The 23190-nt window shown below is 35.3% G+C and carries 15 protein-coding genes; 1 reads left to right on the forward strand and 14 read right to left on the reverse strand.

Going from position 1 to position 23190, the window contains the following annotated elements; all coding sequences use genetic code 11:
- Window positions 1-131 precede the first annotated feature (131 nt).
- From QLQ94_RS19795 to QLQ94_RS19840, 10 genes are all read right to left on the reverse strand, one after another.
- Window positions 132-1481 carry a glycoside hydrolase family 28 protein gene (locus QLQ94_RS19795; protein ID WP_271336192.1) on the reverse strand — a complete coding sequence of 450 codons (1350 nt, stop codon included), beginning with the start codon at window positions 1479-1481 and terminating at the stop codon, window positions 132-134.
- 28 nt (window positions 1482-1509) lie between these two features.
- Complete coding sequence (pelA, locus tag QLQ94_RS19800; RefSeq protein ID WP_482498334.1) at window positions 1510-3519, reverse strand: pectate lyase; 2010 nt, start codon at window positions 3517-3519, stop codon at window positions 1510-1512.
- Between the two features lie 9 nt (window positions 3520-3528).
- Entirely contained in the window at window positions 3529-5127 is a 1599-nt protein-coding gene (locus tag QLQ94_RS19805; protein WP_271336190.1) for a glycoside hydrolase family 43 protein, read from the reverse strand.
- Between the two features lie 85 nt (window positions 5128-5212).
- The gene (locus QLQ94_RS19810; RefSeq protein WP_271336189.1) at window positions 5213-6436 is read right to left on the reverse strand and encodes a glycoside hydrolase family 88/105 protein; all 1224 of its coding nucleotides are present in this window, start codon (window positions 6434-6436) and stop codon (window positions 5213-5215) included.
- A gap of 21 nt (window positions 6437-6457) precedes the next feature.
- The gene (locus QLQ94_RS19815) at window positions 6458-7678 is read right to left on the reverse strand and encodes a glycoside hydrolase family 88/105 protein (protein WP_271336188.1); all 1221 of its coding nucleotides are present in this window, start codon (window positions 7676-7678) and stop codon (window positions 6458-6460) included.
- Window positions 7679-7693: 15 nt separating this feature from the next.
- Window positions 7694-8908: a glycoside hydrolase family 88/105 protein gene (locus tag QLQ94_RS19820; protein WP_271336187.1), complete on the reverse strand. Its 1215-nt coding sequence runs from the start codon at window positions 8906-8908 to the stop codon at window positions 7694-7696.
- Window positions 8909-8943: 35 nt separating this feature from the next.
- Window positions 8944-9879, reverse strand: a complete 936-nt coding sequence (locus tag QLQ94_RS19825) for an alpha/beta hydrolase (RefSeq protein ID WP_271336186.1) — start codon at window positions 9877-9879, stop codon at window positions 8944-8946.
- Between the two features lie 98 nt (window positions 9880-9977).
- The gene (locus QLQ94_RS19830) at window positions 9978-11663 is read right to left on the reverse strand and encodes a RagB/SusD family nutrient uptake outer membrane protein (RefSeq protein WP_271336185.1); all 1686 of its coding nucleotides are present in this window, start codon (window positions 11661-11663) and stop codon (window positions 9978-9980) included.
- A gap of 11 nt (window positions 11664-11674) precedes the next feature.
- Complete coding sequence (locus tag QLQ94_RS19835) at window positions 11675-14806, reverse strand: SusC/RagA family TonB-linked outer membrane protein (RefSeq protein ID WP_271336184.1); 3132 nt, start codon at window positions 14804-14806, stop codon at window positions 11675-11677.
- A 34-nt stretch (window positions 14807-14840) separates the two neighbouring features.
- Window positions 14841-16280, reverse strand: coding sequence for a glycoside hydrolase family 28 protein (locus QLQ94_RS19840; RefSeq protein WP_482498338.1), 1440 nt, complete (start codon window positions 16278-16280; stop codon window positions 14841-14843).
- A gap of 283 nt (window positions 16281-16563) precedes the next feature.
- Here QLQ94_RS19840 and QLQ94_RS19845 point away from each other — a divergent pair, with 283 nt between their 5' ends.
- Window positions 16564-17592: a LacI family DNA-binding transcriptional regulator gene (locus QLQ94_RS19845; RefSeq protein WP_271336182.1), complete on the forward strand. Its 1029-nt coding sequence runs from the start codon at window positions 16564-16566 to the stop codon at window positions 17590-17592.
- A gap of 550 nt (window positions 17593-18142) precedes the next feature.
- Here QLQ94_RS19845 and QLQ94_RS19850 read toward each other — a convergent pair.
- The 4 genes from QLQ94_RS19850 to QLQ94_RS19865 form a co-directional block, all read right to left on the reverse strand.
- Window positions 18143-19765, reverse strand: a complete 1623-nt coding sequence (locus QLQ94_RS19850; RefSeq protein ID WP_271336181.1) for a UxaA family hydrolase — start codon at window positions 19763-19765, stop codon at window positions 18143-18145.
- Between the two features lie 2 nt (window positions 19766-19767).
- Window positions 19768-21231 (reverse strand): tagaturonate reductase, encoded by a 1464-nt coding sequence (locus QLQ94_RS19855; RefSeq protein ID WP_271336180.1) that lies wholly within the window; start codon window positions 21229-21231, stop codon window positions 19768-19770.
- A 222-nt stretch (window positions 21232-21453) separates the two neighbouring features.
- On the reverse strand, window positions 21454-22122 hold the full coding sequence (locus QLQ94_RS19860) for a bifunctional 4-hydroxy-2-oxoglutarate aldolase/2-dehydro-3-deoxy-phosphogluconate aldolase (RefSeq protein ID WP_271336179.1): 669 nt from the start codon (window positions 22120-22122) through the stop codon (window positions 21454-21456).
- Window positions 22123-22132: 10 nt separating this feature from the next.
- On the reverse strand, window positions 22133-23155 hold the full coding sequence (locus tag QLQ94_RS19865; protein WP_482498341.1) for a PfkB family carbohydrate kinase: 1023 nt from the start codon (window positions 23153-23155) through the stop codon (window positions 22133-22135).
- Window positions 23156-23190 lie beyond the last annotated feature (35 nt).

A 23190-nucleotide genomic window follows, 5' to 3' on the forward strand; every position in this document is an offset into this window, starting at 1 on the left:
TCGTTCAGTACAATAAGTATTGTGGTTAATTTATAGTTTTTATACCTTAGGCTAAAACAGCAACCACAAACTTTTTGTAACTTTTAGTACATTTTTCAGGCTTTGTCTTTTTCAACTTTCCTTAAAAAAAACTATTTTGCAGCTGAGGGAACCGTTGCTTTTTCTCCGATAAAAACTTCGTTCAAAAGTACATTCTCTGCATTGGCGCTTGAAATCGCATTTTTGGCCCATTTGATATCAATATTGTTCAATGAGATATTGGTGACTTTTTTCTCAGCAAATCCCTGAATCACAATTCCTGATGCTGTGGCTTTATTACAGGTAATATCCCAGAATGATATATTGGATATTTCGGACTGAAAACCATTACCTTCCCCATGATAATTTGCCGTGATATACAAACAATCTTCCAGTTCATCCAGCTTGATATTTCGAACAAAAACATTTTTTATAAAACCTCCACGATCAGCATTGGTCTTTAGATAAATCCCTCTTTTCAAATACCCTACGGTTTTGCAATTCTCTACATATATGTTTTGAACCCCAGCTGACATTTCGCTTCCTATAACAACGCCGTGAAGTCCTTTGAAATTACAATTTCTGATCACTATATTCTCACTTGGTGTGGCCGCGTTTGCTCTGCCTTCGTGATCTCTTCCGGCTTTAATGGCCACGTTATCATCTGCGTTATCAAAAGTCACATTTTCTATCAAAACATCCTTAGCATATTCAGGATCAATACCGTCATTATTATGATTTAAGGATTTATAACTAATTCCACGCACAGTAATGCTTTGCGATTTTAGTAGATGCAAACACCAAAAAGGTGAATTTTCTATTCTGATATTTTCCACCAAAATGTTTTTACAGTTAAAGAACTGAATCATTTGGGGACGCAAAAAATATCCTTCTCCAAATTTTCTATCTTTTAAAGGAGTTGCATTATGATTCATGCCACGGCTTAAGTTTTTCCCTGCACCTTCTTTTGCTTTAAAGCTTTTCCAAACCTTGCCTCCTTCTCCATCAATTATACCTTCGCCGGTTATGGCAATATTAGAGCAGTCATAAGCATAAATAAGCGGACTGTAATTGTAGAGCATAGTGCCTTCCCAGCTCGTTAAAACCATTGGTAGATAATCCTTCGGATTATCACTGAATTTGATTTTGGCCCCTTTCTCTATTTTTAAATTTACATTGCTTACAAAATGAATTGGACCATTGATTTTATAAATACCTTTTGGTACCACAATAGTTCCTCCATTGTTCTTTTTACACAATGCCATCGCCTTATCAAATGCTGCTTTATTATTGGTTATAGAATCTCCTTTTGCTCCCAATTTTACCACATTAATCTGATAAGATGGAAAGACAGGAAGCTGAATTCTCTTTACAATAGAATCTACTTTTTGGGATGGAAATTGCTGATTCTGAGCAAAAGAAGTCCATGAAATCAATAGAAAAATGAGAAGTTTAAAATTCATATTTTTTGTTTTTTTTAAATCTATTTTTTTACTTTGAATACCAATTGGCAATTGAATCTTTTAAAATATTCTCGATGGTATATTCTTGAGCTTCTTTCTTTTGAAGTTGGTGTGACCAAAAGACTCTCTTGGTGGGCTGAAATCCTTCACCTTTGCAATTATATTCAGCATAGAAAGCATTCTTTTCAGCTTCGGGTTTCGACCAGTTCTCCCAGCCCTCAGGTCTTATGTGTTTTCCCATATCACAATTCATATAAACCGTTTTTGCATAAATTCGCCATGGTCTGCCTAAGTAAACCGCCGTTGCAGCGGGTTCCCCGGTAAGTTTACAATCTTTGAAAACAAACCCAAAAGCGCTATTTTGGGGAGTTGAAGCAGCCGTAATAAAAGAACTCTTAATACTGTGAATCTCGCAATTTTCAAATAAAGCAGTGGCACCTCCAAAAATAAAATCAGTTGTTCCTTCAATATAACACTCTTTAAAATATTGCTTTGCATTTTTTCCAGAGAGGTATAATGTATCCTGATTTCCAAGAATATTACAGTTTACAAGCTTTGCGCGATTTGAAACAACAGACAAAGCAATTGCCTGACCTTTATCGCCTGAGGCATTTTTAATGGTTAGATTTGAAGCTAGAAAATCATCGGCTTCAACTAAAACTGTAGACGTGTAAAAAGTACTGTTTCTTCCTAAATTGATTCTAGAGAAATTATCATCAAAAGTGATAATGGTATTCTCTTTACTCTCACCAATCAAAGATAGATGCGTATTCCACTCGGGAATTCGCACTTTTTCATTGTAAATTCCATTTTTCACAAACACCGTCACTTTCTCGTACGGAAAAGAAGGGCTTGCATTTATGGCATCCTGAATTTTGGTAAAATCACCCGAACCATCTAAAGCAACTGTAATAAAATTGTTGTTTTTCTTATCTGTTTTTTCTGCCGATGAAACTTTTACTGCGTTTTTTATGGCCCATGCAGGATATTTTTTCAGAACTTCTTTTGGAGCATCCGAATACCATGAATAACCATTTCGTCTTTCAGCACCTATTTCATCCAATGATTTTTTCTTTATTCCGTCACGATCACAAAAGAACGGTTCGTTCGTATTAAGGTCCATAAACCTCGCCCAGAGTGGTGCTGCATTTTGGGTGGGAATCATCTTTTTGTCGATGATCTTTCCGACATCATTCAAAACACGTTTCTCTTCAAGATTCGTAATTTTAGTTTTTTCAAACCATGCCTGAGCGCTTTTAACTGCCGTAATGATCTGGGTCGAAGGTTTTTCGATTCTCATTAAAAGCAATACAATTTTAGCCGATTCGTATCCGCTAAGCGATGCTAACTCAAAAGCCCTTGCATTTGCCGGCGCTAATGTAACTTCATCATGCTGGGCACACCAGGCGGTTAAAACACCATTTTGTTTGTGCTGCGTTTTCAGTATACAATCAATTCCTTTATCAAAAGATTTCTTTGCTTTTTCAACAATTTCCTTTGATGGTTTTATGCTATAAAAATCAGTTTCTTCACTTACTTGTTCCATGATATTCATAATGTTTATCATCGAATCATCATTGTAAGTAATATGGGTATAATATCCTTTTTTTAACGGATAAAACTGAGGCCATCCTCCGTTTTTATATTGGGCTTCAAATAAATAATTTAATCCTTTTAAGAAGGATTCCCTGTAGCGGTCATCCTTGATCTGTGCATACATTTTCGACATAAAAAGCATTTCCTGAGAGGTTGCTCCATTGTCTGTGGTTGTTTCTGCTGTCGTTTTTTTAAGGGCTAATAAATCCTTTTTTTGAACAGGAGTCAATTCTTGCTGCATCTGGATATTCTTTGGCCATCCTCCAATGTCTCGTTGATAAAGCAATACATTCTCAGCTATTTTTTTAGCTTGGTCGGTACCAAACCAGACAGCATCGTTTTTACGAATGATATCAGGCCAATTTTTATAGGTATTCTGAGCATTTATACTAAAACAAACACTGAAGAAAACGAGAAGTATGTATTTTTTTAATGGAATCATTATTTAAGTTTATTTTGTAATTCTAAACCAATCTACTGCCACATTTCCCGAATCATTTGTCACTTTTTCGCTCAGGGCAAAAAGTCCGACTTTTGCACCAATCCATTTACCTTCTTTGGCAACAAAATCAGTACCTATTGGCTGGTATTTTTTATCATCTGAACTATAAAAAAAACTGCAGATTCCGCCTTTTTTAATTTTAACCCGTAGATAAATTGTATTGTTCGCTACCAGAACCGGTGTTGTTTCTGTCTCTGAAATTTTCTTGTCGAAAGTTCCGGTCTTTTGATTCAAATATAACTTTCCGTTATTATTCTTAAAATTCAAATAGCTATAATCTAATCCCATGATTATAAGTCCTGTTGATTCGCTATTTAATCTTGTATTAAAAGTCAATTTGGTCGTTACAGTAAACTCTTCAGCAGGAAATTTTTGCAGCAATAAATTTGGAGCGTCAAAAATTTTCTGATTGTCTTTTAGTGTGGTTTGACAAAATAAATTCAAATAACCTAAGCTTGTCGGGAAACCCCAATTGATTTGCGAATTCGCCTGCCATTGCCATTGCAGACCTAACCGAGGCTCATTAAACTCATCTGATTCTGCGGGGGTTTCTATTGGATATTTCTTGCCTACATTTGGTTTTTTGAAAGTTGTAACAGGTTCTCCAATTCCGTTTTTATCAAAATCCTGTCCCATAACCGGCCAGTCTTTTTCCCATTTCATAGGTTGAAGATGCACAATTCTGCCGTACGCTCCTTTGTCCTGAAAATGTATGAACCAATCTTCTCCGGTTTGTGTTTGTACCCACGCGCCCTGATGCGGTCCGTTTATTGCTGTTTTACCCTGTTCGAGTACTTTCTTCTTTTCGTAAGGGCCAAACACATTTTTAGATCTTAAAATAGTCTGCCACCCTGTAGCAACTCCTCCTGCCGGAGCAAAAATGTAATAATAATTATTACGTTTATAGAATTTTGGTCCCTCAATTGTTCCTTCGCTTTCGTGTCCGTCAATGACCATTACTTGGTCATTATTGGCAACTGTTCCTTCAGCATTCATACTGCAAACCACAATCAGACTTTTTATTTGAGCACGGCTTCCCGCAAAAGCATGAACGAGATAAACTTTACCGTCATCATCCCATAACGGACTTGGATCAATAAGTCCTGTTCCTTCTTTTACTAAAAGAGGTTCTGACCAAGGTCCTTCGGCTTTTTTGGCTTTTATCATGTAAATTCCAAAATCAGGATCGGGATAATAAATATAGAATTCATTGTTATGAAAAGTAATACTTGGCGCCCAGACTCCATTTCCATGCTGCACTTTATTAAAAACCTCAAATGGTGGTTGTTTTGGCAAAGCATAACTAACAATCTTCCAGTTAACCAGATCTTTAGAATGCAAAATTGGCAATCCCGGAATACAATTGAAAGACGATGCTGTCATATAAAAATCATCTCCTACACGAACAACATCCGGATCTGAATAATCGGCATGAATTATAGGATTGGTATACGTTCCGTCTCCATTATCAGGTACCCAAACCTGCGCAAAATTCTCTTGTATCGAGAATACTGATAATAGAAAAAAGAGAGCTTTTAAATTTTTCATTTTTTTTGTAATAATTACTTTTTAATTAAACCGGACAGGTTTTAAAAAACCTGTCCGGTTTGTCTATCTAGAAGACAAACTTTAATTATCTGTTCAATTCTAAAGCGGCCAGAATAAAAGGTCCGGTTGCTTTAGGGTCGTTGTCTTTTTTTCTTTCGTTTACATAATATTCATATGAACCATCACGATAAGGTGTTCCTCCTAATCCGGCAACCTGACAGGCGTGGGTTAATGTAATTCCGCCATCAGCATCTACTTTTGTGATGAGTTGAGTTGTTAAACCATCAAAAGCTTTGTTGGCTAATTTTTTATATTTTGCCGGCAAATAACCTTTGTTTGCTCCTTTTGCAAAAGCATAAGCAAACATTGATGATCCTGAAGCTTCAAGATAATTTCCTTCCTTACCTGCTTTGTCGGTTACCTGATACCACAATCCTGATTTATCCTGATATTTTGCTAAAGCAGCACATGCATTGTTCAAATACTTTACTAATTCTTTTTGTTTTGGATGTTCTTTTGGCATATAATCCAGAACATCAACAAGTGCCATTACATACCATCCTAAGGCTCTTGACCAGAAATTTGGCGAATTACCTGTTTCCTTATTTGCCCATGGCATTTGCTTGCTTTCGTCCCAGGCATGGTACAATAATCCTGTTTTTGGATCTGTGGCATGCAATTGAATCAATTCGAATTGTTTTGCGATATCATCAAAGCTTTTCCCGTTTTCAAACGTAAGGGTATATTGCGCATAAAAAGGTTCTCCCATGTACAAACCATCTAACCACATTTGGTTTGGATAAATTTGTTTGTGCCAGAAACCTCCGCTTGCAGTTCTGGGCTGCTCTGAAATTTGCTTGCGTACTAATTGCATTGCTTTCAAATATTTTTCTTCTTTTGAGGTTGCATAAATATCAAAAAGTAAACGTCCCGGAACCACAAGGTCGATATTGTATTTGTCTAGTTCGTAGGTTTTGATCGTTCCGTCATTTTGTACCAGTTCATCTACATAACCTCTTATGTAAGATTTGTATCTGGGATCAGGATTTTTCTTGTGTAATTCTTCGATCGAGTGCAACACCAACGCGTGGACATAATCCCATTTTGGTTTTTTAGAATCATCGATCATATAAGCTTCCGGATGGCGTTTCATTAAGGTCAAAGCCATTTTATCAGACCATTTTGCATCTTTAGAAATTACGATTTCTTTTTTTTGTGGTTCTTGCGAAATTACTTTACAGCTTGTAAAAGCCATTAAACAAACTAACATCACTGACGTAAAATAACCTTGTCTTTTATTATTTTTCATTTTAAAATATATTTAATTCTACTATTTTTCTAATTCAAGTGCCGCCAAAATAAATGGCCCTAACCCATGTGAGTTATCAATTTTTATTTTCTCTCTGATATAATATTCATAAGAACCATCACGATACGGATTTCCTCCTAGTCCTGCGCTGGCACAAACCTGCGTGATATGAAGTTCTCCATCAGGATCAACAGTAATTAATTTAGTAACGATTGCATCAAAACCTTTTTCTGCCAGTTTTTTATAACTTGCCGGTAAATATCCTTTTTTTACTCCTTTTGCAAAAGCATAAACAAACATTTCTGATCCGGATGCCTCGAGATAATTTCCTTCTTTTGCTCCTGAATCAGTAACCTGATACCACAATCCTGATGGATCCTGATATTTTGCCACTGCCTTTGAGATTTCATTGAGATACTGAATTAATTCTTTTCTCTTAGGATGTTCTTTTGGCATATAATCTAAAACATCTACCAAAGCCATCATGTACCAGCCTATAGAACGTGACCAAAAATTGGGTGAAGTTCCGGTTTCTTTATTTGCCCAGGGCATTTGTTTGCTTTCGTCCCAGGCATGAAAAAGCAAACCTGTTTTTTTATCAATGGTATGCAAATGTATTTGTTCGAATTGTTTCGCCACATCATCCAGATCTTTTCCCTTATCAAATTCTACTGTATATCGGGCATAAAATGGTGTTCCCATATACAATCCGTCGAGCCACATTTGATACGGATAGATTTTTTTATGCCAAAATCCGCCTGAATTTGTTCTTGGATGTGTTGCCAATTGTTTTCTCAAGCTTTGCATCGCAATGAGATACCTATTGTCTTTTGTAGTTTTATACAAGTCAAAAAGTATCTTTCCCGCATTGATATAATCAATATTATAATCTTCGAGTTTATAGTTCATAATTTCTCCTGAACTGCTGATAACCGTTTCTGCGTATTCCTTTACGTAATTTTCATAAACAGGATTGTTTGTTTTTTTATAAAGCTGCTCAAAAGACATCGCGACGAGTCCCAACTTATAATCCCATTTAGGTTTTTCGTTATTGTCAATTTGCCATAATTTAGGATCACGTTTCATGATAGAAAGTGCCATTCGCTCTGACCATTTCAGATCCTTAGAAATAACAACTTCTTTCCTTGCGGTTTGCTGAGCTGTCATTTTACCAACTGAAAATGCAATCAGGCAAACGAGCATAACCGCAGCAGAATGATTTTTTTTTCTATTTTTTATCATATCCTGAATCCTTAATTATTTATTCAATTCGATTGCGCTTAACATAAATGCTGCCAGAGCCGGTGAACTACTGTCTTTTGCTTTACTTTTTATATAATAATCATTTGTACCGTCACGAAATGGTTTTCCTCCTAAACCAACATTCGATGATACATTTGAAATCATTACTTGTCCTTTATCATCTTTTTTGACAAATTCTTTAAGGTAGGCGTCAAATGATTTTTGAGCCACCTTTTTATAGTTTGAAGCTAAATAACCTTTATCTGCTCCTTTTGCCAACGCATAGATAATCATTGCCGAAGAGGAAGATTCAAGATAATTATCTTTCAAATCCGGTTTGTCAGCCACCTGATACCATAATCCAGAAGTACTTTTGTACTGATCTGCACTTTTTGTAATTTGATTCAGATATCCTCTCAGCACTTTATATTTTGGATGTGTCTTTGGATAATAATCTAATGTTTCTACCAGCGCCATCATGTACCAGCCAATGCCGCGTCCCCAAATTGTGGGAGAAGTTCCCGTTTCAGGATTTGCCCATGCAATTTCTTTGCTTTCATCCCAGGCCTGAAAAACCAATCCTGTTTTTTTATCTGCAAGATGATTTTGAACCAGCTCAAATTGTTTGGCAATATCATCTAAAGCTTTACCATTTTCGAACTTCACGGTATATTGCGTGTAGAATGGTTCTGCCATATACAAACCATCAATCCACATTTGGTTGGGATAAATTTGTTTGTGCCAGAATCCTCCGCTTGTGGTTCTGGGCTGAGTCTGGAGTTGGGCTCTTAATTGTTTAATAACTTTAAGATAGCGCTCATCCTTTGTTTTATCATATAGATTAAAAAGTAATTTACCCGGATTTGCACAATCGATATTGTATTCTTTTATATCGTATTTGATGATATTTCCATTTGAATCTATCAATTCATCAGCATATTCTTTGATATAATCAAAATACTTTTTATCATTTGTTTTCTGGTATAATTTTTCAAAAGCTGACAAAACCAAACCCATTTTATAATCCCATTTTGGCTTTTCTGTTCCGTCAATCCGGTACGCTTTTGGGTACTTGCTTAAAATGGTAAGTGCTGTTCTTTCTGACCATTTTAGATTATCAGCAAGAACAGCATTTTGATTCGTCTGAGCCATTATCTTACTACTAAAAATCAATAGCAGAACCATGATACTTTGGGTAAAATTGATTTTTATAAAAGTCGATTTAAACATAAAATTATATTTTAATACTGTTTTTTTATTCTAAATTATTCAAATACTCTGTCTAAAAATTGTGTGGTATAAACCACCGTTTCATCTAGCCAGGGTTTAAAAAACCAAAAAGAATGAGGCGAATTCTGAATTGTTTTTACTTCATTATAAATCTTGTTCTGATTTAAAACTGCAATCATATCGTCTCTTCCGGCATGAAACCGATCAAAACTGCTGTTGATAAACAGTGTTGGCGGTGTATTTTTATTAGCATGATTTAATGCCGATGCCTGTTTCCAGTTTTCCGGATTTTCGTCGTAGGTTCCGCTGAGCCAAAAAGCTGCCATTTGGCCTTCTTCAGATTCGGGATGTTTAAAAGCGAGAATTCCATCTACATCGATAATTGCCTGAACTTTCGAAGAAGATTTACTTTTGTGTTGTAGATCTTCAAAAGCTAAATCTTCATTTGTTGTACCAATCAAAGCTGCCATCTGACCTCCCGAAGAGCATCCCAGAACTGCAATTTTGTTTGGATCTACATTGAATTTTTTCGCATTATCTTTTATAAATTTAATCGCATTTTTTACATCATAAATCCCTTGTGGATATTTTGCCTCAAGTGATAATCTGTATTCTATTGCAAAACAAGAATAACCTTTTGATGTTATTTCTTGTGCCAAAACCTGCATTTGATCTTTATTTCCTGATCTCCATCCGCCGCCATGAATCAGGATCACGCCCGGATTTCTTTTTTTATTTTTATTAAAAAAAGCATCTAAATGTAATGCTCTGTTTTTGTCCTGACAGTAAACTATATTCTTAATATGAGTATCATTTATTGCTTTATTACCTTCAGCAATTTTTATAAAAGGATATTTCTTAATTAGTTTTGCATAGGTACTCTTTACGGTGTACGATGTATCTGTACTATAGTGACTTTGCGCTATAATACCCTTAGAAAAAAGCAATAAAACAATTAATAATCTTTTCATTTCCGGTGCACTGGTATTTCGTTAAGAAAGGAGTCCGATATGACCGAACTCCTTTTTAACTTCTTCAAAAAAACTAAACCTCAAAAATTTTAAAATTACTAATAACCAGGATTCTGAGGAAAATCCTTGTTTTGATTTAAATCAAGCGCTGTTTGTGGAATTGGTCTTAAAATTTTAAGTTTACCATCTACTCCAACAAAATTGGCTGCCTTAATTTTATAATTATAAGCCGAAGCTCTGTCTACTAATGTACCGGTACGTTTTAGATCGAACCAACGTTTGTATTCTCCTACCAGTTCTCTACCTCTTTCATCTAAGATATAATCGATATTAAACTGTCCTATAGTTGCATTTGCTACACCTGCTCTTCTTCTCACTTCGTTTAAACGATCTAAACCAGTTGTAGGATTTCCAGCTTTAAAATAAGCTTCTGCCGCAATTAAATAGGTTTCTCCCAATCTTGATACAATAATATCTCTTGTACTTACAGGACCTGTACTTGAAGGTGTTGTTGGATTTGCATCATCAAATTTCTTAACCGGGATAGTATAACAATCACGGTTGTCAATCAGGGTATGATCTGCTCCGTATTCTCCCCACGGATGGTATACAAAAGTTGTCGCTCTTCTTGCTGCATTTGCTGTCATCCAGGCTGCTTTATCTGCAGCAGTAAACCATTTTGGCTCATAAAAGTGTCTTACTTTTACTGCACTCGCATTTGCAGGTCTGTAATAAGGAAAATATAGATTTGTCTTCGCTTTACCGTCAACAGTTACTGTTTCTTCCAGAATTTCTGTCATAAAGGTAGCGTCCCATCTTTTATCTCCTTTTTCGTATAAACCTAATGCATAAGTTGTTGGGCATAAATTGTAGCTTCTTAACGGCGCTCCTGTTTCTGCACCTCCTAAGTACGAACTGAAATAGTAAAACTGATTGTTTCCTAATTTTGTAGGATCTGTACTTGTAGAATTTTTATCATACTGCACTGAGAATATTGTCTCTGCATTCAAATCATTATCGCTTGTTGCAGTAGTCACGAATAATTGATTAAAAGGAATATTTAGTGCCTGACCCGCGATTGCAGCATCAGCATAAGCCGCTGCTTTTGTAAAATCTGCAGGAGTACCAAAAGTTTCGTATCCTCTTGTTAAATATACTTTTGCCAATAAATCGTTTACAGCTCTTTTATTTACTTTTCCTGTTGCAGCATATGCACCGGTTCCTACAGCAGCTAAAGAAGCATCCAGATCTGCGATAATTTGTGTGTACACTTCTTGGGCTGTATTTCTTTTGAAAGATAAAACCGCAGAAGTAATGTTATCCAGAACAATTGGAACTCCACCATAAGTCTGAACCAATAAAAAATAAGCATTGGCTCTTAAAAATCGTGCCTCACCAACAAGAGAGTTTAAACTTGCTGTTTGCTCTGTTATTGTCGAATAGTAGACTGTTTTGTTTACAGACTGAATCTGTTGGTAACATGACGTATACAAATCATCGACGTTTGCCGCAGACGGAATCAATAATGTATATTGACTGATACCGGCTGGTTCCGGAGTTCTTCCCTCAGCATACATATCTGTACCGGATTCAAACAACCATGGATTTCCTCCATAAATTCCTTTTAGTCTCGCATAGTCTGAATTTACTAATAACTGAAATCCTGATGCTGTTTTATATGTTTCGTCGGCAGGTACATTCGAAAGACTTTCTTCTTCGATGTAGTCACTACATGAACTGAAAGCAGTAACGATTATTCCTAAAACTAATATTATTTTTTTCATTTTATATCTTATTAAAATTTAACACTTAAACCCAATTGTGTAGTAACAGATGCAGGTCGGTTGATACCAAAATTAGAACCTGCCCATTCCGGATCATATCCGTCAAAATTTGTAAATACAAATGGGTCTAAAACATTTACATAAATTCTTAAATTACTCATTTTTAATCTTTTTAGTAATTCAGAATTAAAAGTATATCCTAGAGAGATATTTTTAATTTTAACATAAGATGCATCTCTATAGTAACCAAATAAAGAAGTCCAATAAGCACCTGCACCAGTTGCAACGGGTCCTGGTCGTGGATTTGTATTGTTTGCATTCGCTTCAATACCTGTTGCGTTTGTTGGAATAAAATAATCCATTTTAATTTTTTGACGGCCTCTGTCACTTACGTCAGCAAAATTTTGATGAAAAGTACTCAATACTGTTTGTCCCTGGCTTGTGATTACAGAGAAGTTAAAATCAAATTGACCTACTGTTAATTTAGAATAAAAACTTCCTTGCCACTGCGGATTTGCGTTACCGATAACTTGTCTGTCATCAGCATTAAATTTACCGTCTCCGTTTAGATCTTTGGGTCTCGCTTGTCCCGGTGCCATACCAAAAGCTGCTGCCTGAGCTGCTTCGCTTTCCTGCCAAACACCATCATATACGTAGTTGTAATTTGGATTTATTTCTGAACCTAAAATAAGTTTGTTTCCAATATCACTTACTTTGTCCTGATTGTAGATAGACTCTAACTTGTTTACGTTTTTAGTAAAGGTAAAAGTCGTTTCCCAGTTTACATTTTTAGATTTTATATTTTTTGTAGTTAATAAAACCTCGATCCCTTTATTGCTTACAGAACCCACATTCGAGAAAGTGTTTTTCCATCCTGTTTCCAGTGGCAATTGTTGTTTGTAAATCAAATCGTCTGATAATCTGTCGTAAACATCAACACTACCTGTAATTCTGTTTTTTAAGAATCCAAAATCAATACCTAAATTGATCTCTCTGGTTTTTTCCCATGTTAAATTTTGATTGGCAAGATTTTCAGACTGCCATCCTGATACTACATTTGCTCCGTTAGCATAAAAAGTTTGCTGATTTAATAAAGCTTGTGATGTATAAGGGGCAACATTATCATTTCCTGTATATCCTAAACTCGCTCTCAATTTCAAATCAGAAATTACGGCGCTACTTGATAAAAATGATTCTTTACTAATTTTCCATCCTAAGGCTACAGATGGAAAACTTTGCCACTTATTATCTGCTGATAAAACGGACGAACCATCCCATCTGTTAGAAGCTGTTAATAAATATTTGTCTCTAAAAGTATAGTTCAAACGAACGGCATAAGAACTTAAGGTATTTTTTGCATATCCTGAAGTTATATTATAACTGGTCTGAACTCCTGAACCCATATTATTTGATCCTACATCAAAAGGTTGGTTATTAGAATACATATAAGAGTTTTCATCTGTATTAGAATAAGAACTCTGCAATAATAATAAGCTAAAATCGTGAACATCATTAAAAGTGTGTTTCAAATCAATCTGATTATCCCATGTATAATTAAAATTATTATAGGTTTTAATTGATGCTGAATTTTTTCCGTTTAATGTTACCCCTGCATTAGTCTGTGCTGTATAAGCTGTACTTGTAGTTGTATTTTGAACTCCTGCAGAAAATGTCGTTTTGAACGTTAACCATTTTAATGGCTGGTATTGCATATATGCATTTCCAACGGTCTGCCAGGTTTTTTCAAGCTGAGATGAATTGGCAATCTCCATTAACGGGTTTACAGCACTGGTTTTATTAATTGCCCATGATCCGTCAGGGTAGGTTAATTTACCCGGTAAGAAAAACAAAGAACCTACATTCTCTTTTCCGCTGGCATCTACTGACCAAGGCGACATTAAAGGGCTTAATCTAAATGCATCCTGCATGGCTAAATCACTACCAAATTGTGTATCAACATGTGCTATTGTAACATTTGCTCCTGTAGAAAATTTGTCGTTTATCTTATGGTTTAAACCTAATTTGAACGAGTATTTATCAGTACCGTCATTATCAACTAATCCTTCGTCGCTCTGAATACCGAATCCCATGTTATAACTCAATCCGGATTCTGAACGCCCTGAAATATTCAAATAATTGTTTTGGGTCATTCCCGGTTTAAGAACTGCATCGTACCAGTCAAAATTATAACCGCTATTGGCTCTTGATACCAACAGAGGACTTTGATTTCCTGCCAATGTTGCTAACTGGGCTGGTGTTTGTGTTTGTGGTGTTGCGCTCATATAAGCCACCTGGTGAAATTTCCACCATTCTGAGCCCGACATCATTTCCGGTAATCTTGCAGCAGTTTTAGTACCATAAGAAGAGTCAAAAGTTACATTGATACCTGGTTTAGCATTTATTCCGCTTTTAGTAGTCACAATGATAACCCCATTGGATCCTCTTGAACCGTAAATTGCAGCCGAAGATGCGTCTTTCAGTACATCCATTCTGGCAATATCCTGTGGATTCAAAAAGTCAATTCCGTCCATTGGCACACCATCAACTACATACAAAGGTGTTGATCCTAATACATTTGGATTGTTCGAATCTGCCAATAAGGAGTTATTACCTCTAATTACTACCTTAAATCCATCTCCCACACGTCCTGAACTGGATGAAATCTGAACTCCCGGTGTGCTTCCCTGAATTGCTTCTAATGCACTTGTCGTATTTCTTTCTGTAATTGTCGCCGCACTAATAGTACTTACTGATCCTGTAAGATCTGTTTTCTTTACAGATCCGTATCCTACGACCACAACTTCATTAAGTGAGTTGGATTGCTCTGAAAGGCTCACATTTAATCTTGATTTTCCTGCAACACTAACTTCTTGTGTCTGAAATCCTAAATAACTAAAAATTAATACTGCTTTATTATTGGTTACATTAATTTTAAAACTTCCCTCAAAGTCTGTAGAGGTACCATTTTTAGTTCCTTTTTCCTGGACATTTACACCTGGAAGCGATAATCCCGACGCGTCTGTAATTTTTCCTTCTACTACTGTTGATTGCGCATAAATTGTTGTGCTCAACAGGAAATTCAGGAAAAATAAAAATACAAGATTGTATTTTGTTTTTTTCTTTGTTAATCGTTTTAAGTTCATAGTTTGGTTAAATAGTTTGGTTAATTGATAGTTTTTAATTTTTAATTTGTGCTACTTTTTTTTCATTGATATAAGTATTAATAAAGTTTATATTCTTGACATTTTTCAATAAATAGATGGAATCTACTTTATGAATCACTACGTTTTTAAGAGTTATATTCTCTACCGGAGACTCTTTGTATCCTTCTGCCCAGACACTGTATTTTCCTCCATTTTTTACATTGATATTTTCAAGGCTGATATTTCTGATTGTGGGAATAAAATTTCCTGTTTGCGATCCGTAGACGTTATAAAACATGTTCAGTTTTAAAACACATTCTTTTACTGTGCCTACTTCAAGATTTCGAACGAAGACATTTTCAATCACTCCTCCTCTTTTAGAATTTGTTTTAATACGTATCGCACGATCAAGATTGGGACTGTCCATGATACAATTCTCTACAAAAACGTTATTTACGCCTGCAGATATTTCACTCCCAATAACCACTCCGCCATGACCATCAACCATTTTACAATTCTGGACAATAATGTTTTTACTTGGCAGTGCGACTCTTCTGCCATCTGCATCACGACCCGCTTTTATAGCAATACAATCGTCACCAGTATTAAATGTGCAGTTTTTAATGAGTACATTTTGCGAATATTCAGGATCACAACCATCATTGTTAGGTCCGTGGCTGTTTACTGTAACACCGTCGATAATTATGTTATTGGTTTTTATAGGGTGCAGGATCCAAAACGGAGAGTTGATTACTTTTACATCTTTTACCAAAACGGTATTGCACTGGAAAAACTCTATAAAATTGGGGCGCAAATAACGTCCTTCTCCAAAAATTCTTTCAGTAACCGGAACACCTCTTTCCGCCATATCAACTAAAACTTCTCTGTTTTGAGGATCATTCTGTGATGGGATTCCTTTTTTCCAACCGTAATCTTTACCTCCGGACCAAATCCACCAATTTGTGCTGTTCGCCTGTCCATTAAGAGTTCCTTTTCCGGTTATGGCAACATTGGTTTTATTTTTAGCATAAATAAGAGGAGAATAATTCATTAGTTCTGTTCCTTCCCATGAGGTATGAACGATTGGATAATCTTTTGGATTTAAACTAAAAAGTATCTCAGCATCATCCTCTAAATGTAAATTCACATTACTTTCAAGATGTATTGCGCCGGTAAGATATTTACCGTCAGGAACCAAAACTCTTCCTCCGCCATTTTCTGTACATGCTTTTATTGCTTTTTCAAAAGCTGCAGTATTGGAAGTTTTTGCGTCAGCTACAGCACCGTAATCCTTAATATTAAAAGTTTTATCAGGAAATTGTGTTTGAGGAATGCTTTTTATAATCAGTTCCATTCTTCTCCACGGATCAGAATCAGAAACATTTGTAGTTTGCTTTGCACATGAAAAAACCAATGCAGTAAACGTACTAACCATTAAAACTCTCTTCAATGCTATAATCCTGTTTGCAATCATCTTGTAGTATTTGTTATTTGGAAGTCAAATCAATACATGTATGTAATCGATTACACGAAAATAGAAAATAACTTCGAGTGCACCAAATTTATTTAGAAATAAATTATATATTTAATTTTTATTAGGAATTATATTTACATTTAATGTAAAAAAACATATAATTTATTATCATTGTAGAATCGAAAACGTTTTAATTATAAATTATGGTAATCGATAACAATTTGTTTAACATTATAAAAAAAAATGTATTTTTGTCTAAGATTAATCTGAAAAACCTTTTTTAATGAGCGAAAAAATAACCATTTACGATATTGCTGAGAAATTAAATATCACTGCCGCTACTGTTTCAAGGGCTTTAAACAATAACCCCAAGATTAAAGAGAGTACGCGTGAGTTGGTTATCAAAACGGCTGCTTCGATGAACTACAAGCAAAACAAGCTCGCTTTGGCATTAAAAAGCGGAAGAAGTAATAATATAGGAGTAATTGTCCCTCGTATCGACAGTAACTTTTTTGCATCTGTTATCAGGGGAATCGAAGAAGAGTTACATCCTCATGGTTATCAGGTAATTATTTGTCAGACACATGAAAGCCCCAAAAGAGAAAACGAAAATTTATATACACTAATAGATGCGCAAGTCGATGGTATTATAATGTCTGTTACGGATGTTACTACTGAAAATGATGGTGCTTTTCGCAACGTATTAGAAAAAAATGTCCCTCTTATATTTTTTGACAGAAGTAAACATATTGATGGTGTTAGCTCAGTAACTATCAATGATTTTAAAGGCGGATATCTTACAACGCAACATTTAATAAACGAAGGCTGTAAATCTATTGCTCACTTATCAGGGGATCAATCTCTTGAAATTTTCAAAAACAGGTTTTTAGGATACAAACAAGCTTTGCTTGATAACGGATTGACTTTTAAAGAAGAATATGTTCTTCCTGTAAAAAGTTTTGTTGATGCCGGAAAAGAGGCTGTTGACATTTTGCTACAATTAGAAACTCCGCCAGATGCCATATTCTCATCTAGTGACTTTGCTGCCCTAGGCGCAATTCAAGAACTAAGAGCGCGAAATATTAGTATTCCTAAAGATTTTTGCGTGGCGGGTTTTAGTAATGAGCCTTTTACAAAATTCATGGAATTATCGATTACTTCTGTTGATCAGTCTCCTCTTGAAATGGGAAAAATGTCTGCACGTGTTTTCCTTGAACAGGTTGACAAAACGGACACTATTAAAATTGAAAAAAAGGTGGTTCTGGCACCGGAATTACATATTCGTAAATCATCGTCGAGAAGTAACACTTAACGCTTTACACCATATACATGTAGAGACGCACAGCTGTGCGTCTTTTTTTTACCATATAATGACATAATAAAATACAAACTGGCCTGTATAAATTAGCTCATATTAGTAATTTCCGATAACTATCCGTATATAATGGTTTAAAAAAAGTTAGCCACGAATTACATTAATTATGACTAATTTTAAAATGCTAATTATCCACCATGTAAGTTATAAAATATAATAAAAACTGCATTGTAGCGACAAGCTCATATTAGTGATTTCCGATAACTATCCTGATATAATGATTTAAAAAAGTTTGCAACGAATTACACGAATTATCACGAATTTTTTATTCTCTGATTATTTAAACTAATCTTTGCAAGATTAGTTTAAGACAATTAATTCGTGGAATTCGTGGCAAAAAAACTTTTAATATTTTTAATCTGTGGCAAAAAAAAGCACCATATAAAACTTATATGATGCTTTCTCATTTTGTATCTTTTTATAATACAACTTATATTTTCTTAAGACGCACTGCTGTGCGTCTCTACATGTATATTACGACATAACCTTACAAAGAAACGCCTCTTTTCCAAGGAATAAAATCGTTTTGGTTTAAGATTGCTGCTTTGGTTTTGATTGTACCGCTAGCGACATTTATTATAAATTCTAACATTTCGTCAGCCATTTCGTCAATTGATTTTTCTCCAGTGATGATTCCACCAGTATCGATATCAATAATATCAGACATTTTATTCGCTAATTGTGTGTTTGAAGAGATTTTTACAACCGGTGCGATCGGGTTTCCTGTTGGCGTCCCTAAACCTGTTGTAAACAATACCATATTTGCTCCTGAACCTACCATTGCAGTTGTACATTCAACATCGTTTCCAGGAGTACATAACAATGTAAAGCCTGGTTCATTAATATATTCTCCATAATCGAAAACACCTGTAATTGGTGAAGTCCCTCCTTTTTTAGCAGCACCAGCAGATTTCATTGCATCTGTAATCAAACCGTCCTTGATGTTACCCGGAGATGGATTCATGTCAAATCCTGAACCTGCATCTACAACTGTTTTTTCGTACCATTGCATTAAGTCTAAGAAACGTTTTCCATCCTTATCATCTACACAGCGATTTACTAATTCCTGCTCTACTCCACATAGTTCAGGAAACTCAGAAAGAATTGTAGTTCCTCCTAAAGCAACTAAATGATCCGATAACACTCCCAATGTTGGATTAGCTGAAATTCCAGAGAATCCGTCAGATCCACCACACTCTAAACCAATTCTTAGTTTCGATAACGGAGCTGGTTCTCTTTTTATTTCATTTGCTTTTTTAATCGCTTCAAACGTATCTTTTACAACACTGCTAAGCATTGCTTCGATAGTTCCTATTTGTTGCTGATCGTAAATCAAAACAGGCTTGTTACTGTTTGGATTGATCGCATCCATTGCGTCTTTAAAGATCTGAATCTGTAAGTTCTGACATCCTAAACTCAATACAGTTGCTCCTGCCACGTTTGGATTGTTTACATAACCTGCCAATAACTTAGCCAGACTATGCGAATCCTGACGAATACCTCCACAACCACCTTGGTGCGTGATAAACTTTACTTCGATATTATTGAACAAGTTAGCATCGTTTGAAGCCGCCTCATTTCCTGCACCGCCAGTTTCAGTTTTTACCAAAGAACGAAGCAATAATTGATAATCGTTTTCCTTTGGCTTCATCAATTCTTTTTCGAAGATATCTTTTAATATCTCGATATTTCTGTTTTCACAGAATACTAAAGGAAAAAACAACCAAACATTCTCAGTTCCAACCTGTCCGTCTTCCCTGTGATAACCTTGCCATGTTCTGTCTTTCCATTTATCAATATTTGGAGCAGTCCAGCCAATTGTTTCCGTTTTACCGGTTACTTTATCGCTTTCATGTTTTACGTTTAGTGTAGAAAGCAATCCTCCTTTTTCGATTCTCGCACTTGCTTTCCCTACCAAAACACCGTACATAATAATCCTGTCTCCTACATTAAAAGGAACCATTGCGATTTTATGTTTCATTTTTACATCAGCCTCAACAGTGATATCTTCACCTTCAAAGTTAATCACTTCACCTGCTGAAAGATTCACCAAAGCTACTGCTACATTATCAGTAGGATGAACTTTTATTAATTTTTTTTGCGTTGCCATAACTAAACTTTCTGAGTTGTTGTATTTAATTGTTTTTGAAAATTGGCGAACCCATTTTCTATTCCGTTTGCATCAATTTCTTCTAATGCTATTGTAATTGCTTTTGTTAAACCTGGTACAAGAGTTAAATCTTCATCCCAGAAACTTTTATTCTGCAAAGTAAGTCTTGCTATTTTCTCATAATCATCAGATTTCCAAAGTCCATTAAAGAAAGACACAATATCTTCGCTGTCTTTAACCGGTAAACTTTGACCATTCCATGTTCCTTTGTAGAAACGAATTAAACTCGCTAATGAAAAAGTCAAATTAACAGGTAATTTTTTGTTCGCATTATAATATCCTAATAAACTAGGCAAAACCCTTACTTTGAATTTCGAGACAGAATTTAATGCAATATCCGCAAGTGCATGTTTGATAAACGGATTTTTAAATCGGTCCATTACTTCCTCAGAATAGGCCGTAATTTCATTTTTGTCCATATCAAGAGTTTCACTAATTTCGCGAATAACGCTATTGACAAATTTTCCTGTAAAATCTCCGTCAACAGTTTCCATTACTAATTTGTTTCCGTACAAAAGTGAAAAAGGAACCATTGCTGTGTGCGAACCGTTTAAAATACGAACTTTAATCATTTTAAAGGGACGTATATCATCAACGATTTTTACATTCAAATCTGTTTTATGAAAAGGCAATTTTGTTTTTAAAGCATCTCCGCCTTCAATAGCCCAAAGGAAAAAAGGTTCAGCAGCAACAATTAAATTATCCTGATAATCTAATTTATTATTGTATTCTTCAATTTCAGCTCTTGGATATCCGGGAACAATTCTGTCAACCAAAGTACTGTGATATGTACAAGCATCTGATACCCAAGTTTTAAATGCATCTTCTAACTTCCATGTATCACAATATTGCAAAATATATTTTTTCAGCGTTTCTGAGTTATAATCAATCAATTCACAAGGAATGATTGTTACTCCTTTAGAAGCATCTCCATTAAAATGTTTAAATCTTTCATACAATAAAACAGTCAGCTTTGCAGGAAATGACACTGGCGGCTGCATGTCCGGAGTATCACTTTCAATGAATTCAATTCCAGCTTCAGTAGTATTGGAAACAATAAACTGAAGTTCTTCTTCTTTGGCTAAAGCCAAATAATTTGCAAACTCAGTATATGGGTTTATCGTTTTTACAATATTAGTAATCAACTCAATATCCTGTATCTTTTCGCCTTTTTTAATTCCGTTCATAAACAAGGTATAAAGACCGTCCTGATCATTAATCATGTTTACCATACCGTCTTTCAAAGGTTGAACTATTGCAATACCGGCATTAAAATCAACTTCTTTATTTAGTTTGTGAAAAGCATAATCAACAAAAGCTCTTAAAAAGTTACCTTCTCCAAACTGAACTACCTTAATTGGATATAACTTTTCTAATCCTGTATTTATTCTATTTAATTTTTTCATTTTAAATTTTCTTTAAAGCGTTATAAATAACCACATTAAATACCTTATTCTTTTATTAGCTTTTTTTTTACATTGTAAAAGAAACATTACACTTGTGTGAGGAAAATAAATCTTGCTGTGAGGAATGACAAGATTTATTTTTCAAGTGTAATGCTCAATTACAATCTCTAAAATCTAAAAAAAACGCAATCTAAATAAGGAATTGGCATGATTAATCCTTATTTATTTTCTAATATTTTTAATGATCTCAAGAACCTGACTTACTTTGGTTTTTAAACCGTCATAATCCTTATTATCTAATATGTCTTTTGATATTAATTGCGATCCGATACCTACGCATGTTGCGCCTGCACTTAGCCATGAAGTCAAACTTTCTACCGTTGGCAAAACACCTCCTGTAGGCATGATGCTTGTCCATGGGCATGGGCCTTTTATTGCTTTTATAAATTCCGGTCCGTAAATATCCCCAGGGAATAGTTTTACAATTTCGCAACCCAATTCTTCTGCTCTTGCTATTTCTGTAAGTGTTCCGCAACCTGGCGACCATAATACCTTACGACGGTTACAGGCAATTGCGATATCTTCTCTAAAAACCGGAGTTACAATAAAATTAGCTCCTAAACTCATGTACAATGAGGCTGCAGCAGCATCAGTTATAGAACCTACACCCAACATCATTCCCGGTAGTTCAGCCAATGCATATTTGTTTAAAGCCCCAAAAACTTCATGAGCAAAATCGCCCCTGCTTGTAAACTCCATTAACCTTGCACCACCATCATAACAGGCTTTTAATACTTTTTTGCTTATTTCGATATCTGAATGAAAAAACAACGGAACCATTCCGTTTTCTTTCATTTGTAAAGCCACTTCAATTCTTGAATATTTTGCCATTTTATATTAATTATCTAGATACTAATGCAGAACCATCACCATCTATCATATTTTCAACTTCTTTTAAAGTAACCAGGTTATAATCTCCTGCAATAGTATGTTTTAAACAACAGGCAGCTACTGCAAAATCTAAAGCTCTCTGGTTATTATTCTGGTATTGCTGTAATCCGTAAATTAATCCTCCCATAAAAGCATCTCCACTGCCTACTCTGTCTACAACCGGCGTAACTTCTTTTACAGCTGCCTGATAAATTGCTTTTCCGTCAAACAAAATACCTCCAATTCGTTGGTGTGATGCGCTTACAGAATAACGTAATGTTGTTGCTACTGTTTTTAAATTCGGAATCAGATCAAACAGCTTTGTGTATAAAACCGGAAGCGATTTCTCATCCTGATAATTAGGATTTACTTTTGGGATTCCTAACATGAAATACGCAGTATCAATATCACCCAAAATAACATTGCTGTACTGTAACATTTCCGGCATAACATCACTTGGAGTTTTGCTATATTGCCATAGTTTTGATCTGTAATTCAAATCGCATGAAATCGTAATCCCTAATTTATGAGCCGCCTGAATAGCTTCTAAACAAGCTTCGGCAGCACTTTGTGAGATCGCCGGAGTAATACCGCTCCAGTGAAACCAACTTGCACCTTCCAGGACTTTCTCCCAGTCAATTGATCCTTTTTGAATAGTTGCCATTGAACTGTGTGCACGATCGTAAACAACGTTACTGCCACGTGTTCCTGCACCAGTTTCAAGAAAATAAATTCCTAAACGTTCACCTCCATAAACTATGTTTTTGGACTCTACATTCATTTTTCTCATTTCTTTTAATGCCGAAGCACCAATTTCGTTTTCAGGTAATCTTGTTACAAATTCCGCATCTAAGCCGTAATTCGCTAAAGACACACAAACATTAAATTCGCCTCCTCCATAAGAAGCGCCAAATGCTTTAGCCTGCGAAAAACGTAAATGCCTCTCTGTCGAAAGACGCAACATAATTTCTCCGAATGCAACTACTTTACTCATATTGTTTTATTGTTTTACCAGTAAATTTTTCTTTT

It is taken from the genome of Flavobacterium sp. B114r (assembly GCF_056824125.1).